This is a genomic window from Neobacillus niacini (assembly GCF_031457145.1).
Lineage (GTDB): Bacteria > Bacillota > Bacilli > Bacillales > Cytobacillaceae > Neobacillus > Neobacillus niacini_J.
Genome location: NZ_JAVDVZ010000001.1, coordinates 297,516 through 312,033 on the forward strand (window position 1 = coordinate 297,516; position 14,518 = coordinate 312,033).

Sequence of the window (14,518 nt, forward strand, 5' to 3'; positions counted from 1 at the left end):
TGAAAAGGGCTCCATTTAATTCGTTTATTGGAGGAGTTATATGCAAGACCGTATTCCATTTGTAGTTTCTAAAACTGAATCCTTTTATGACAAGCTGAGTGAGTGGATTGGTGACTTATTTTATGATATTTTACCCGAAGCTGGGTTTGAATTACGAGATGAACAAATCTTTATGGCCTTCCAGCTTGAAAAAGCCTTTAAAGACAAGAAAGTTATGTTTGCAGAAGCGGGAGTAGGGACCGGAAAGACAATCGTTTACTTACTTTACGCAATTATGTACGCTAGATACACCAATCGACCAGCCATTATTGCCTGTGCAGATGAAACTTTAATTGAACAGCTAGTTAAAAAAGAAGGTGACATTGCTAAGCTAGAAAAAGTTCTTGGGCTTAATATTGATGTCCGTTTGGCAAAGTCTAGAGACCAATACCTTTGCTTAAAAAAGCTTGACTATGTAAGGCATGAAGATTTTAACGATGATATTGCTGGGATTTATGAGGAATTACCAGATTTTGTCCATAGTGACGGCTCGATGCAAAAGTTTGAAAGATATGGCGATCGCCGGGATTATCCTACGCTGTCCGATGATACTTGGGGAAAAATTAACTGGGATATGGTTCAGGACTGTTTTTCTTGTGAAAAAAGGCATCGTTGCGGACTCACTCTTAATCGTGACTACTACAGACATGCAAAAGACTTAATTATTTGCTCTCATGACTTTTATATGGAGCATATTTGGACAAAAGAGTCGCGTAAACGTGAAGGACAGCTGCCGCTATTGCCTGAACACTCTTCTGTTGTCTTTGATGAAGGACATTTACTTGAATATGCTGCGCAGAAAGCGTTAAGCTATCGTTTCACCGATTCTACCCTAGAGACGCTTTTAACAAGGCTGATGGAAAATGAAGTGCGTGAAAAAACGTTATATACTATTGAGGAAGCTCTTTTGGATAATGACAAGTTCTTTAATACCATTTCACAGCATGCTGTTCCGTCAGATGGATCAGAAAAACAAATGATTACCATGAGTCCTGCCCTAATACAATATGGTACTAGGCTGCTAAATAGGCTCCAAGCAATCGAAGAAGAGCTTGTCTTTGAAAGTGAATTGTACGTAATCAATGAATACGATTTAAAAATCGTTGAGGAATATTTAGAACAAATCACTTACTCTTTATCACTTTTCCTTAAAGAAATGAACGGAATTACTTGGTTTGAGGAAAAGGGGTATGAACGGACGCTTGTCATTATGCCGAAAATGGTAGAAGAAGTGATGAGGGATGATGTATTCACTCAGAAAAAACCGTTTATTTTTTCCTCAGCTACATTATCAAATGAGAAGAAGTTTGATTACATTACCAATAGCTTGGGTATAAAAGAGTTCTTATCCTTTTCAGTTGATTCACCCTTTGATTACCAGGAAAAAATGGAAGTATACTTGCCAAAATTCAATAAAGGGGCAATGGAGGAGAAACTTGACTATTGTCTTAGCAAAATTGTTCAAACAGAGGGTCGAGCCCTGATTCTCCTAAACAATCAAAATGAATTAAAGAGTCTTAAACAAAGGCTTTCAGGAAACGTTCCCTACCCGGTTTATTTTGAAGGTGACGAGGAAATTAGCACGCTTGTTTCGAAGTTTCAAAATGAGGAGCATGCAATTCTGTGTACGATTCACCTCTGGGAAGGTTTAGATATTCCGGGAAGATCATTAGAAAATGTGATGATTTTTTCACTACCGTTCCCGCCAAATGATCCGGTGTTTACGGCAAAAAGGAATGGTGTCACTGACCCATATGCGGAAGTGGATTTACCCTATATGCTTCTGCGTTTGAGACAGGGGATTGGACGATTAATTAGAAGTGAAAATGATCAAGGTACAGTTCATATCATGCTAAATGAGGATATCGATCCAGCGTTATTGCAGAAAATAAAAGATGTCCTGCCTACAGAGGCAGTAGAAGTATAGAAAAAGGTCAGCCATGGCGGCTGACCTTTTTCTTATCTACCTAATAATCGAAGACCCTCTGGAGTCATTTTATCAGGCGACCATGCAGGTTCCCATACTAGATTAACTTCAACGTTTTTTGTTTCTTCAATCCCTTGCACCGCATAGCGAACGCCAGTAGTTATACTGTCATGAAGTGGACATCCAGGTGTGGTTAACGTCATTGTAACATCTACATTTTTTTCTTCTGTAACCTCGACATTATAAATTAATCCTAGGTCAACCACATTAATATTTAACTCAGGGTCATATACACTTTTTAAAGCTTCCAACACTTTTTCTTTTAAGTTCATCCTAAACACCTCGTTATTTTTTTAATACGTTCAGAATCGTTAAAGCAATGGCTATAAAAACAATCGATAATACAAACTGTCCAACATTAAACAGGATAATACTTTTAAAGATAATGGAAAGGAAGACCGCTAGTACTGCAATTACAAATATGGTAAAGAAGGGAACAACCACTTGTTCGTTCATCACATCTTTTAAGGAAGGGACGGCTCGTTTCCCCATTTCCTTACTGTACTTATAAGTCCACCATAGAAACGGAACAATTTTAAATAAATATCCCATTATACTTAGAACAATCCAGAGCAATAAATAAAGGTATACCAAAGGTCCTATTAGGATTGAAAACTGTTCAGTCCACAATGCAATGAATGCGGCTAAGTGGACGAGGTTTCCTAAGCCTATGGCTGCTAACGCAAAGGAAAACGAATGATCGAGCTTCTTCTTCAGCCTTTTTTTAATGATAATCGAGACATGCCAGCTGAAAACTGAAAAACCAACAAGCAGAAGGAAAAATCCTGCTTTTAGTAGGTAACTATTATCACTAAAAAACGAAATCAGGGTGATCACGAGACCAGACATATATAAGCCATATACATATCGTGCATGAACCATTGGAAACCCATGTGATAATGAAAACATAGGAGCCATTTTATAAGAAAAACCGAAAATTAATAGTGTAAACCAACCTGTTACACCCATTAAAAGATGACTTTTAAATATTGCTTGATAGTATTCAGCAGCAAACCCAGTTTGAAGAGAATAAATTAATGTAATCCCCAGGAATATCGTTAAGAATAAACAAACAAGTGCACTGCCGACAAAGGCTGTTAGGATATTGGGTTTTGCCTGCTTTCTTAAGGTCATAAACATTTGGAATAAAAACATTAAGATTCCTAGAAGCATTAAAATACCTGGTAGGAACGCGTTCTGTGGCGACACATACAGCATCCAAGAGAACGACGCAATTCCTAAAGCAGTAACAAAAAACTGAATGAAACCAAATTTCTCATTCCATATTTTTGTTAAAAAAGCAACTGGAACAAGCTGATACATCGCACCCATTGCCACCATGAGCGCCCAGCCCAAGACAAGCAGGTGGGCGGCGGACCAGATGGCAGGTATGCGAAAGCTGCCATTAACAAGCATTTGTCCGTTTATTAGCACGAGTATCTGAGATAACACCAACGCAATTAGACTGAAAATTATAAATGAGAAAGGAAGCTTTATATTTGTTTCATTTCCCATCGACGATTGTGGAAGCATATTTTTACACCTTCTTAGCGGAAGATTTCAATTTTAAAACTTCCGTCGTTTTGTGGTTCTGTTCGCTGCTTGTAGCCAAGTTCCTCTAACTGTTCATAAAGGAACATCGGTCTTCTATCATTAATAATGGTTAATACTTCACCTTCACCCAAGTTTTCTAAGGCTGCAAGAGTCCTCATCATTGGCTGAGGCGGTTCTAAACCTCGATTATCTAGTATCATACTGATCACCTTTCCTTATTCTCATTAGGCATTCTTTGTGAAAGTAACTTTCCAGTGTTTGGATTCAATTTCCTCTGCTTCATGGGTAAAGCCCTTTGCTTTTAAGACAGCAAACAATGGTACCGGCTTGAAAGGAGCGTGGAGGATAAATATATCATTATTTTTCACTTCTTTTATCGCTTCCATAATTTTTTGGAAAGGTTCAATCTTATTCTTTAAATCTTCTCTAACATCTAGCTCAATAATTTTCTGTTCCATTTCGGACAACTCCTTGAATGATTAATATTAGTAATTCTTAATTACCTTCATTTTATCAGTGATTGAATGGGAATAATGTGACCTCCATCATAGATGTGAAAATTATTCTCAATAGAAAAAAATGTATAAAAAAATCCACAAGGGCTAACCTTGCGGATTTTCTTCCTTACTTGATTCATAGCATTCAAAGCAATATAACTTTCGATCATCAGAATAAATTCCGTTAAAGAAGCCATCCAAACAATAAACCTCTTTTGAGCATGTAGTGCAAGTGCCTACCAGCTCTTTCAATCAAAACCTCTCCTTTTCGGATACTATAAGCAAAATCATCGCAAAGGTGTGATGTTAAACACTCAAGTCTATAAATTTATGTTTTATTATAAAAAAGAAGTTAACGAACTATTAAGGAGTGAAACTATGCAAACATACGCAAAAGTTATTCACGTGCCAGATTATCCACCACGTGAAAAGCATTCAACTATTTTTAAAGGGTTTGACGAACTAGAATCAGGTGAATTTATGCAGATTGTAAACGACCATGACCCAAGACCACTTCAATATCAGTTTATGATGGAAAGACCTGAACAATTTACTTGGGAATACGCTGAACAAGGTCCAGAAGTTTGGAAAGTAACAATCGGTAAGAAATAATCGGGTCAACTGTAACTCTCATTGAACATACTTAACTTCTCTTTAACATACTCTTTCCCTAAAATCATTTTACAACAGATTTCATCGTCTGTTGTTTTTTTTATCCAATTATTCTCAGAAAAATGTGATAAAATACAAATGGTTAGTAAAGACTCTTTTCTTAAACTTTGTTGCTTTTTGGGACAAAATTTAATGATTGTGCTGTGTTTCCACAGAAAAGTAGCATAAATTTAGTAAGAAAAGAGCTAGCAAACTAAATTTTCACGCGCAAAATATCTATTTCCACGTTAAAATCGGCTTTAAGATTTTAACAACAAACTTACGAAAACAGCCTTAGTAAAAAGGGGGATTTATTATGAGAATGACTCCAGAGCAAATAGAAAAAAAGTTTTTGGAATACGTAAAGAAAATGAGTGCTTATAATGAGGCGTTAGGGTTAATTTTTTGGGACCTAAGGACAGGTGCCCCCAAACAAGGGATGGATCAGCGGTCTGAGGTGATTGGTGTACTTTCATCTGAGGTCTTTAAAATGTCGACATCAGAGGAAATGGCAGCATACATAGCAAACTTATCAAAAAATAAACTTTCTGAAACCACTAGGAAAATTCTTGAGGAATGCAAGAAAGAATACGAACGAAACAAAAAAATTCCTGCTGAGGAATACAAAGAATATGTCATTCTCCAATCAAAAGCGGAAACAGTTTGGGAAGATGCGAAAGAAAAGTCAGATTTTGAAATGTTCAGGCCTTACTTAGAAAAGCTGGTTGAAACGACAAAACGATTTGTAAATTATTGGGGTTTTGAAGGAAATCGGTATGATGTCTTACTAGACCTATATGAACCTGGAATTACGGTAGAAGTTCTAGACAAAGTATTTGGGGATTTAAGGGATAAAATCGTCCCGCTAGTTAAACAAATTGCTGACTCCCCAAATAAACCCAAAACTGAATTCTTGTTTGATACGTTTAAAAAGGAAAAACAGCGTGCCTTTAGTTTAGATATTCTTGCGAAAATGGGCTACAATTTCAATGCCGGCAGGTTGGATGAGACCGTTCATCCTTTTGCAACAGGTTTAAATCCAGGAGATGTCCGAGTTACAACAAATTATGATGAACAGGATTTTCGTACAGCAGTTTTCGGTACGATTCATGAAGGCGGCCATGCCTTGTATGAACAAAATATTTCAAATGATTTAATCGGAACCCCATTGTGTACTGGAACGTCAATGGGCATTCATGAATCGCAATCTCTGTTCTACGAAAATATCGTGGGACGTAGTTATTCTTTTTGGAAAAACAATTATGAGCTGCTAAAGACTTATGCAACGGGTCAGTTTGACCAAGTTGCCATCGAAGATTTTTACCGAGCCATTAATGAATCGAAGCCTTCACTCATTCGAATCGAGGCAGATGAATTAACCTATCCACTTCATATTATTATTCGATATGAAATTGAAAAAGGCTTATTTAATGGGGAGATAGAGGTAAAGGACCTGCCGAAAGTTTGGAATAATTTATATGAGGAATATTTAGGAATTACACCAGATAATGATGCGATGGGCGTCCTTCAGGATGTTCACTGGGCAGGGGGAAGTTTTGGATACTTCCCGTCCTATGCACTAGGATACATGTACGCGGCACAGTTTAAGAAGAAAATGCTTGCGGATCTGCCGAACTTTGACCAACTGTTAGAGGAAGGAAATTTGCTGCCAATTAAGGAATGGCTGACGAAAAACGTACATCGATATGGTAAGCTTAAAAAACCGCTCGAGATTCTTAAAGATGTAACTGGGGAAGGCTTAAATGCGCAATATTTAGTTGATTATTTGTATGAAAAATATGGAAAAGTATATCAATTAAAATAAAAATGAAGAAGAGGAAGGGAGAATTTATCCCTTCCTTCTTATATAAGGTGTGTGGGGGATGGGGAAATTTGTTCCGTTTATGATGATCGCAGTAAGTGCAGCATTATGGGGAATCATTGCAATTTTCGTCAGGAATTTGGCGAATATTGGTTTTACCCCAATGGAAATCGTTACATTGAGGGTTGTTTCAGCCGTAGTGCTACTTGGTTTGATTGGAATTCTAAAATATAAAGAACAGTTGAAAATTAGATTTTCTGATACAAGATATTTTATTGGAACTGGGGTCTTTAGTATTGTTCTATTCAATTGGTGCTATTTTACTTCTATAAACCAAATGAGTTTATCATTTGCCGTCATTTTACTTTATACAGCACCGGCATTTGTGGTTGTTTTATCCTTTTTTTTTCTAAAAGAAAAGCTGGATAGGTGGAAAATTATTTCTGTCCTAGGAACTTTAACAGGCTGTGTTTTAATTGCAGGAGTAGGGGTATTTGAAACAACCACAATTAGTTTGGCAGGGATTATTACTGGGCTGGGTGCAGGATTTGGCTATGCACTTTACACTATATTTGGGAAATTCGCCTTGAAAAAATATTCACCATTCACTGTTACATTCTACACGTTCTTAGTTGCTTCTATTGCCTTACTGCCTATTACGGATATGTGGAAAAAAGCTAGTATTCTGGTAAGTGCGGAGGTTCTTTTTTACGGAATTGGGTTAGGGTTGTTTCCAACTGTACTAGCGTACCTATTATATACAAAAGGGCTAGAGAAAATGGACAGCAGTAAAGCGGCAATCATTGCAACGGTGGAACCTGTGGTAGCAACGCTATTAAGCGTTTTTTTGTACAATGAAGGCTTTGGTTTATGGCAATTTATTGGATCACTCTTAATCTTATTTTCAGTGATTCTGGTTAATCTTCCTATACTTTCTTTCCGGAAAAATAACAGAGAAAAGGCTACAATACTGTGATTGTAGCCTTCTGCTTTTCTATTTGTCTAGCTCCAGGCGCCATCGGCTCGAGTCAGAAGCAATCCGTCAAGAAGGTAAAAAACAACCTTCCTGCCGGCTCGTCTTCTGCTTGTCGCCGATAATCGGGCGCCTTCTGCTTTTCTATTTACCAAGAACCCCAAGTCTTAAAGCCTTCTGATCCAGGCGGTGCATTTTGAATCATGTCAATAAACGGTATTGTGTAAGCGAAAATAATAAGTAAAGCAGTGATACCGAGCCATAACTTCCAGTTTTCGAATATCATTGGTGCTTTTTCTTCCGAATTCTCAGCTTCACCAACAGGGAATTCTTCCTCTCCTTTAGGAGCGAAGAAAGCAAGATTAATAAAGATGATAAGAATCAAAATGATTCCAAGGAATAGAATCGATCCGCCAACTGCCTGTGCAATTTGATAAGGAATCCATTCAAGAGCTTGAGCTGAATCTCCATAAGTTGAGAAAGCGGAACGTCTAGGACCTCCAAGAAGACCTTGGAAGTGCATAGCGCCTGACATAAATGCCATACCGATAAACCAAACCCAACCTTGAATAATTGCTAACTTATTCATCGCTTTTGTTAATTTACGTCCGGTTAAATGTGGAACTAGCCAATAAGAAATTCCAAAGAACGTTAAGACAACCGAGGTTGCAGCAGTTAAATGGAAGTGACCTGTTACCCATATCGTGTTATGGACTACTTGGTTCATTTGGTTGGAAGCGTTGATGATACCGCCTGCTCCTGCTGGAATAAAGCTTGCCATACCGATAAATGGAACGGTAAAACGAGCATCCTTCCATGGCAGTACCTTGAACCAGCCGAAAAGACCAGTTGCCCCTTTAGAGCGTCCATATCTCTCAAACGTTGCAAATAAAGAAAATGCCGTCATCAATGATGGAATAATAACCATAAACGTTAAAACTACCTGTAAAAATTTCCATGCTGGATCAATTCCTGGCTCCGTTAATTGATGGTGGAAACCAACTGGAATTGAGAATAGTAAAAACAGAATAAACGATAGACGTGCTAATGAATCCGAGAAAATTTTACCGCCAATAATTTTTGGTATGATTGCATACCAGCACATATAAGCAGGAAGTAACCAGAAATACACAAGCGGGTGTCCGAAATACCAGAACAATGTACGGCTGACAAGGACATCAACTGTATCTACTAAGCCAAGTGACCAAGGTAATAACTGGAATAGTACGGTTGACGCTACTCCTAATGTTGCTACAATCCACATTACTGTATTTATGATAGCCATAAAGCTTAACAACGGACTTGGTTTACCCGGGTTTTCTTTACGCCATCTGGCATAAGTCATAATTTGGGCAGCTCCATCAAGCCAGCTTCCCACAACTACGAATGTCAAACCTAAGTAAAAGATCCAGTGAGCTTTCAGTGGTGCGTAGAATGTATAAAGAACAGATGCTTCCTTAAGTAAAACCATCGTTGCCGCCATGATGGTTCCTACTGTCATAACCCAAAAACCAATCCAGCCTATTCTTCGTGCTGCTGGAGAATGGGTACCTGCTGTGCGGCTAATCGCAGCATATTGGAATCCCATTATAAAGAACGTGGTTAAAACTAGTCCCATCAAAACACCATGTACAGTTAAAATTTGATAATAATCAATACCCCATGGAAGTTCGAATTTACCTGAACGAACGAGGGTTTGCAGTAACCCCATCAGACCGCCTAAAGCCAGAGCAATAAAGGCAACATAAAAGTGTGCCATCGCAAGCTTTCCATCACGCGGATCAACTTTTAATTTTGTTGTTTGGCTAATCATTATTTAACCACCTTTATCTTAGAACTCATTAAGTGGTGACCAGTACCACAGTACTCATTACAAACTACTAAATATTCGCCTTCTTTATCAAATGTAGTGACAATTTCGTTAACATATCCTGGTTCAAGCATCATATTAATATTCGTACCAGCTACTTGAAAACCGTGAACTACATCTTTTGTTGTTGCAATAACTTTTACTTTTGCTCCCAGTGGTACTTCTACTTCACCAGGATTGTAGAGGAAAGCAGAAGCAACATACACTAATTCATAATCCCATTCTTTCCCTTCAACCTTATTTAACCCAGGTTTGTCGAACGGAGCTTCTGTATCAACTTTTTTTGGATCAATGGTTGTTAAACAGCTAGGCGGCTTGTTACCTAAGTAAAAAGCGCTTACACCTACAACTGATAAGAAAACTACAAGAGCGCCTATACCGAAGATAAGCCAAATTTTTTCAAACTTATGCATATGCATGGTTTTTCCCCTTTCTCTCTTTAAGGCTCTTTTCTTAAACATTGTTGCTTTTTGGAACAATTCTGCTAAGTTTCACGCGATAATAGAAAATAAAATAAATTTAATATGAAAAGAGCCTGCAAACTAAATTCTAAAGCGCAAAATAACTATTTCCACGTTAAAATCGGCTTTAGGATTTTAACAACAACTTTACGAAAACTGTCATCATTAAAAACGTTCTACGAATAAGACATAGACACTTACCCATGTGACAACTAAAAAGATCCCCAAAAAGAAAACGGATGCTAAAGTCCCTTTAAGAGAAGAGCTGTCTTCAATTTCTGTTCGTTTGTTTGTTTTAAGTTCCGCTTTCGCCATCCCCCTTGCACTCCCTTCAGAAAATTAAAATTTAATAATAAGTTCTCTTTCATAATACAAAACAATTGTGTAGAAAAAATAACAAAATTGACAGTTCACAAAAAGTTCATTCCTGAGATATTCACTATGATAAAGTTATAAACTTGATATATCAGTGATATATATCACAATAGTAGTGACTAAGTTGTGACTGAAATGTGAACTATCAATAAATAGCTGTGATAAAAGTAATTGAATATGATTTTTTTGATGATAAAAGCTTGTTTTTTAATATTTGTCACAATTGTGAAACTTTTTAATAGAATAAAAGAAATATATTAGAATTTCGAGAAGCGAGCGTGTTATTGATGGAAAAATATTATTGTGAACCATGCCGTCTCCTCTATGACAAAAAAGAACATTGTCAAATCTGTGGGTCCTTGGCTGATAAAAAGATAAAAATTGAGGTTCAATCTCAACCAGAAAAATAATGGAGTTTGTGAAGCGTCGAAAACTGGAAATGTTTTCGTAATGAATTGAATCCACATCCGAGTTATAATCAAATAGCACAACAACAACCTTCAAAACGTTTGCTTCCCTTTCGTAGGGAGGCTTTTTTTTATACATAAATCTCCTTTTTTTGGTAAAAATACCAATACATACATTTAAGGAGAATGAACGGATGCCATCGATTCTTTCAATCGCAGAAGCAATTCCCCCTTTTGAACTAAAACAAGAGCAAGCTATGGACTTTGCCAGGGAGCTTTTTTCAGAAAGGTTCAAGGATATCGAAAGACTCCTCAAAGCCTTTCAGAACGGACAAATCGAAAAAAGACAATTGGCTAAAAATATCGAATGGTATAAAGAAGACCGTTCCTTTGCAGAGAAAAATAATGCCTATATTGAATCAGCTATAATACTCGGAAAACAGGCTATTGAGAACTGCCTTAAAAATGGGACATTTTTGACTAGAGAAATAGACTGTGAAGAAATTGATGCGATCATCTATATCTCGACCACTGGTATAGCAACTCCCAGTATCGAAGCAAGAATTATGAATCTATTGCCATTCCGAGCACATACAAAAAGAATACCCATTTGGGGTCTTGGCTGTGCAGGAGGTGCTGCTGGATTATCAAGGGCATTTGAATATTGCAAGGCTTACCCAGAAGCGAAGGTATTAGTGCTTTCTGTAGAACTCTGCAGCTTGACGTTTCAACGGAATGATTTTTCAAAGAGCAACTTGATCGGAACCTCACTATTTGCAGATGGAGTCTCTTGTGCTTTGGTTTGTGGAGATGAGGTAAACATTCGTTCATTGAATGCCAAAAAGACTGCTCCGGTAATCAAAAATACTCAATCTACGTTGATGCAAGATTCATTAGATGTAATGGGCTGGGATATTCGCGATCAAGGACTTTTTGTCGTGTTCTCAAGAGATATCCCAAGTATCATCGAAGACTGGTTAAAACCGAATGTAAGTAATTTCCTAACTCAGAATGGGCTTGAGTTAGCGGATATTAGCCATTTTATTGCCCACCCCGGCGGAAAAAAAGTTATTGACGCCTACATAAAATCGTTGGGTATTCCTTCTTCCATGACGGACATTTCACTAGATGTTTTAAAAAATTATGGAAACATGTCTTCAGCAACGATTTTATATGTACTTAAAAGGTTTATGGAATTAGGTGGTGAAGTGGGTTCGTATGGTCTGTGTACCGCACTTGGACCAGGATTTAGTTCAGAATTATTAATAATTCAATGGGGGTAACAAATGATTCCTTTTCTCGTAATTATTTCGGTTATTATGTTTCAGCGATTACTGGAGTTGGTGATTGCTCGTAGAAATGAAAAGTGGATGAAGGAACAAGGTGCGCTAGAATTTGGAAGTAATCATTATCCGTATATCGTGTTGATGCATTCTTTATTTTTTTTAGTATTTATCTTTGAGAAATTTGCCTTTTCACGTGAAATTTCACCCATCTGGCCATTATTAGCTGTTGTGTTTGTTTTTGCTCAGTTGATGAGAATTTGGGCAATATCTTCGCTCGGGAGGTACTGGAATACAAAAATCATCGTTTTACCAAACGTTGATGTTGTCAGAAAAGGACCATACCGTTTTATCAAACATCCCAACTATGTAGTTGTCACAATTGAACTTATGGTTGTTCCGTTATTCTTTGGCGCATACATAACAGCTAGTTTGTTCACGCTATTAAATGTATTGATGTTGTCGATCCGAATACCAGCAGAGGAAAAAGCGCTGCGCGCGCTAACGGAATATGAAGGCAGTTTTGAAAAATGTAATCGGTTTCTACCGAAATTGTTAAATAAATATGACAATTAACTTATCTGTATTGAAAATGATTATCACCTGTGATATCCTATTTTTATAGAAAATGAAAATCATTCTCATTGAAATCGAGCGGATAGGAAGGTGTAACTTATGGCTTTTGCATTAGTAGGTGGAACGGTAATCATATACGCATTTGTCATGAAACACGTCTTAAAAAATGTAACGCATTAACAGAGGGTATTGTTTAAAGCCAGGGAGAAATCTCTGGCTTTTTCTTTGTCTGTGGGGTGGAGTGACAGAAGAGCATTCAGAAAAAGCAATTGGGTCGATGCAAGAGGTCTGGAGTGACCGTAGAGCATAAAGAAACTTCGTTTGGGTCAATGCAAGGGGTCTGGAATGACTGAAGAGCATTCAGAAAAAGCATTTGGGTCGATGCAAGAGGTCTGGAGTGACCGTAGAGCATAAAGAAACTGCGTTTGGGTCAATGCAAGGTAGGCTGGAGTGACCGAAGAGCATTCAGAAAGAGCAATTGGGTCGATGCAGGTAAGCTGGAGTGACCGAAGAGCATTCAGAAAAAGCATTTGGGTCAATGCAGGAGGTCTGGAGTGACCGAAGAGCATTCAGAAAAGGCGTTTGGGTCGATGCAGTAAACTTAGAGTGACCGAAGAGCATTTAGAAAAGGCATTTGGGTCAATGCAGGTTGTCTAGAGTAACCGAAGAGCATTCAGAAAAAGCATTTGGGTCGATGCAGGTAGGCTGGAGTGACCGAAGAGCATTCAGAAAAAGCAATTGGGTCAATGCAGGAGGTCTGGAGTGACCGAAGAGCATTCAGAAAAAGCAATTGGGTCAATGCAGGGGGTCTGGAATGACCGAAGATCATTCAGAAAAAGCATTTGGGTCGATGCAGGTAAGCTGGAGTGACCGAAGAGCATTCAGAAAAAGCATTTGGGTCATTGCAGTAAACTTAGAGTGACCGAAAGCCATAAATGAAAAGCATTTTCGGTCACTCCACCCAATTTTTATCTCTTTATATATAATAGGTAGAATGCCTTGATCCCATTTTATTAAAATGCTTCTTCAATATCCGCCTAATCTGTTTTCTAGATTCAATCACCTGACACCACTCAAATATCAAATTTGTGGTGATTTTTATATCTGGAAAGAGCAGCTGAAGTTCCCTAACGGACCGCAATATGGCGTCTTCCACATATTCTACACACCCACATGAATGGCAGGCTAAGATCGTTCCATCAGACGAAACCGTAAAGGAATGACACACCATGCAGCATGGTCCTTTCTTCATTTGATAATAGTCATATGGAGGTAATCGGGTATAGGGGGAGATTGTTTTATGTTCCTTCACTAAATCTTCGGCAAGCTTATAGTGGTCATCGTTTAGAATAGAAGTTCTCGCATTTAATTCCTCCAAAAATTTAGCGAGCTGAGTGGGATAAATAATTGGCTTGTCCCGTGGTGCTTGATAGAGGGTGAATGCAGGATTGACAAAGAAGACATTTGATTTTATCGAAATAGAGTATTTTTTCTTCTGGAGAAACTGGCGAAGCAATGCGTCACTTCTCTTTATTTGGTCTAGCGGATTCTGTATCTCAGTATCATTCATGGCAAAGAACTGATCGGATTTATAATAGTAATCCCCCTCGAAATTTTTCACTTCACACGGAAAATGGGTCCCTTGGCTAATGATAAATGAATCTATTTGAAAAGTGGTAGAGTTCGTCTCCAGAAGTAAATCATTCACTATCAAAAACTTATTTGGATTAAGCCCTTCCGTTAATTGATCAAACATCACTTCACCTTTAAATCCTTTTTCTAAGTTAGAATAGATTTGTTTCTCTTTACTTGGTAATATCGTACGATTATTCAAAATCCTAAAAATCTTCAACTCATCTGACTCCGTACGTTCCCTAAATGCCATAATCCACTTCCTTTCCTTATTTCTTTATTGTAACTAAGAAAAAAATTAAAAGAAGTGAATATTATGTTAACAATTTGAGTTTTCGCAATAGGAAAAGTTTGAATTATCGTATAAAATATAAAATATTACAAAGTTGTG

Annotated in this window: 15 protein-coding genes; 6 read left to right on the top strand and 9 right to left on the bottom strand. The window is 37.6% G+C overall.

Going from position 1 to position 14,518, the window contains the following annotated elements; all coding sequences use genetic code 11:
- The first annotated feature begins 40 nt into the window (after nt 1-40).
- Entirely contained in the window at nt 41-1,966 is a 1,926-nt protein-coding gene (locus tag J2Y03_RS01605) for an ATP-dependent DNA helicase (RefSeq protein ID WP_310190078.1), read from the top strand.
- 32 nt (nt 1,967-1,998) lie between these two features.
- Here the strand turns inward: J2Y03_RS01605 and J2Y03_RS01610 are convergent, their stop codons facing one another.
- From J2Y03_RS01610 to J2Y03_RS01630, 5 genes are all read right to left on the bottom strand, one after another.
- The gene (locus J2Y03_RS01610) at nt 1,999-2,298 is read right to left on the bottom strand and encodes a metal-sulfur cluster assembly factor (RefSeq protein WP_310190079.1); all 300 of its coding nucleotides are present in this window, start codon (nt 2,296-2,298) and stop codon (nt 1,999-2,001) included.
- 13 nt (nt 2,299-2,311) lie between these two features.
- Nucleotides 2,312-3,541, bottom strand: a complete 1,230-nt coding sequence (locus J2Y03_RS01615) for a hypothetical protein (RefSeq protein WP_310190081.1) — start codon at nt 3,539-3,541, stop codon at nt 2,312-2,314.
- A 32-nt stretch (nt 3,542-3,573) separates the two neighbouring features.
- Nucleotides 3,574-3,780: a DUF2249 domain-containing protein gene (locus J2Y03_RS01620; RefSeq protein WP_132089388.1), complete on the bottom strand. Its 207-nt coding sequence runs from the start codon at nt 3,778-3,780 to the stop codon at nt 3,574-3,576.
- A 24-nt stretch (nt 3,781-3,804) separates the two neighbouring features.
- Nucleotides 3,805-4,038: a DUF2249 domain-containing protein gene (locus tag J2Y03_RS01625; RefSeq protein ID WP_132089385.1), complete on the bottom strand. Its 234-nt coding sequence runs from the start codon at nt 4,036-4,038 to the stop codon at nt 3,805-3,807.
- A 144-nt stretch (nt 4,039-4,182) separates the two neighbouring features.
- Complete coding sequence (locus J2Y03_RS01630) at nt 4,183-4,329, bottom strand: hypothetical protein (protein WP_310190083.1); 147 nt, start codon at nt 4,327-4,329, stop codon at nt 4,183-4,185.
- 126 nt (nt 4,330-4,455) lie between these two features.
- Between J2Y03_RS01630 and J2Y03_RS01635 the strand changes: the two genes are divergently transcribed.
- The 3 genes from J2Y03_RS01635 (at nt 4,456) to J2Y03_RS01645 (ending at nt 7,526) form a co-directional block, all read left to right on the top strand.
- Entirely contained in the window at nt 4,456-4,689 is a 234-nt protein-coding gene (locus tag J2Y03_RS01635; RefSeq protein ID WP_132089382.1) for a DUF2249 domain-containing protein, read from the top strand.
- 355 nt (nt 4,690-5,044) lie between these two features.
- Nucleotides 5,045-6,553 carry a carboxypeptidase M32 gene (locus J2Y03_RS01640; RefSeq protein ID WP_310190086.1) on the top strand — a complete coding sequence of 503 codons (1,509 nt, stop codon included), beginning with the start codon at nt 5,045-5,047 and terminating at the stop codon, nt 6,551-6,553.
- 58 nt (nt 6,554-6,611) lie between these two features.
- A complete protein-coding gene (locus J2Y03_RS01645) occupies nt 6,612-7,526 on the top strand; it encodes a DMT family transporter (protein ID WP_310190088.1) in 915 nt (304 codons plus the stop codon).
- 145 nt (nt 7,527-7,671) lie between these two features.
- Here the strand turns inward: J2Y03_RS01645 and J2Y03_RS01650 are convergent, their stop codons facing one another.
- The 3 genes from J2Y03_RS01650 to J2Y03_RS01660 form a co-directional block, all read right to left on the bottom strand.
- Nucleotides 7,672-9,336 carry a b(o/a)3-type cytochrome-c oxidase subunit 1 gene (locus J2Y03_RS01650; RefSeq protein ID WP_132089373.1) on the bottom strand — a complete coding sequence of 555 codons (1,665 nt, stop codon included), beginning with the start codon at nt 9,334-9,336 and terminating at the stop codon, nt 7,672-7,674.
- Nucleotides 9,336-9,812, bottom strand: coding sequence for a cytochrome c oxidase subunit II (locus J2Y03_RS01655; protein ID WP_310190090.1), 477 nt, complete (start codon nt 9,810-9,812; stop codon nt 9,336-9,338). Before J2Y03_RS01655 ends, J2Y03_RS01650 begins: the two co-directional genes overlap by 1 nt.
- Before the next feature lie 207 nt (nt 9,813-10,019).
- On the bottom strand, nt 10,020-10,169 hold the full coding sequence (locus J2Y03_RS01660; protein WP_132089365.1) for a cytochrome c oxidase subunit 2A: 150 nt from the start codon (nt 10,167-10,169) through the stop codon (nt 10,020-10,022).
- A gap of 661 nt (nt 10,170-10,830) precedes the next feature.
- Between J2Y03_RS01660 and J2Y03_RS01665 the strand changes: the two genes are divergently transcribed.
- On the top strand, nt 10,831-11,919 hold the full coding sequence (locus J2Y03_RS01665) for a type III polyketide synthase (RefSeq protein ID WP_310191295.1): 1,089 nt from the start codon (nt 10,831-10,833) through the stop codon (nt 11,917-11,919).
- 3 nt (nt 11,920-11,922) lie between these two features.
- The gene (locus J2Y03_RS01670; protein WP_310190092.1) at nt 11,923-12,495 is read left to right on the top strand and encodes an isoprenylcysteine carboxyl methyltransferase family protein; all 573 of its coding nucleotides are present in this window, start codon (nt 11,923-11,925) and stop codon (nt 12,493-12,495) included.
- Nucleotides 12,496-13,471: 976 nt separating this feature from the next.
- Here the strand turns inward: J2Y03_RS01670 and J2Y03_RS01675 are convergent.
- The gene (locus J2Y03_RS01675) at nt 13,472-14,380 is read right to left on the bottom strand and encodes a nuclease-related domain-containing protein (protein ID WP_310190094.1); all 909 of its coding nucleotides are present in this window, start codon (nt 14,378-14,380) and stop codon (nt 13,472-13,474) included.
- Nucleotides 14,381-14,518 lie beyond the last annotated feature (138 nt).

Excerpts from the sequence above, each read along its gene's own strand:
- J2Y03_RS01605 (WP_310190078.1), top strand. The coding sequence starts at position 41 with ATGCAAGACCGTATTCCATTTGTAGTTTCTAAAACTGAATCCTTTTAT.
- J2Y03_RS01610 (WP_310190079.1), bottom strand. The coding sequence starts at position 2,298 with ATGAACTTAAAAGAAAAAGTGTTGGAAGCTTTAAAAAGTGTATATGAC.
- J2Y03_RS01615 (WP_310190081.1), bottom strand. The coding sequence starts at position 3,541 with ATGGGAAATGAAACAAATATAAAGCTTCCTTTCTCATTTATAATTTTC.
- J2Y03_RS01620 (WP_132089388.1), bottom strand. The coding sequence starts at position 3,780 with ATGATACTAGATAATCGAGGTTTAGAACCGCCTCAGCCAATGATGAGG.
- J2Y03_RS01625 (WP_132089385.1), bottom strand. The coding sequence starts at position 4,038 with ATGGAACAGAAAATTATTGAGCTAGATGTTAGAGAAGATTTAAAGAAT.
- J2Y03_RS01635 (WP_132089382.1), top strand. The coding sequence starts at position 4,456 with ATGCAAACATACGCAAAAGTTATTCACGTGCCAGATTATCCACCACGT.
- J2Y03_RS01640 (WP_310190086.1), top strand. The coding sequence starts at position 5,045 with ATGAGAATGACTCCAGAGCAAATAGAAAAAAAGTTTTTGGAATACGTA.
- J2Y03_RS01645 (WP_310190088.1), top strand. The coding sequence starts at position 6,612 with ATGGGGAAATTTGTTCCGTTTATGATGATCGCAGTAAGTGCAGCATTA.
- J2Y03_RS01650 (WP_132089373.1), bottom strand. The coding sequence starts at position 9,336 with ATGATTAGCCAAACAACAAAATTAAAAGTTGATCCGCGTGATGGAAAG.
- J2Y03_RS01655 (WP_310190090.1), bottom strand. The coding sequence starts at position 9,812 with ATGCATATGCATAAGTTTGAAAAAATTTGGCTTATCTTCGGTATAGGC.
- J2Y03_RS01660 (WP_132089365.1), bottom strand. The coding sequence starts at position 10,169 with ATGGCGAAAGCGGAACTTAAAACAAACAAACGAACAGAAATTGAAGAC.
- J2Y03_RS01665 (WP_310191295.1), top strand. The coding sequence starts at position 10,831 with ATGCCATCGATTCTTTCAATCGCAGAAGCAATTCCCCCTTTTGAACTA.
- J2Y03_RS01670 (WP_310190092.1), top strand. The coding sequence starts at position 11,923 with ATGATTCCTTTTCTCGTAATTATTTCGGTTATTATGTTTCAGCGATTA.
- J2Y03_RS01675 (WP_310190094.1), bottom strand. The coding sequence starts at position 14,380 with ATGGCATTTAGGGAACGTACGGAGTCAGATGAGTTGAAGATTTTTAGG.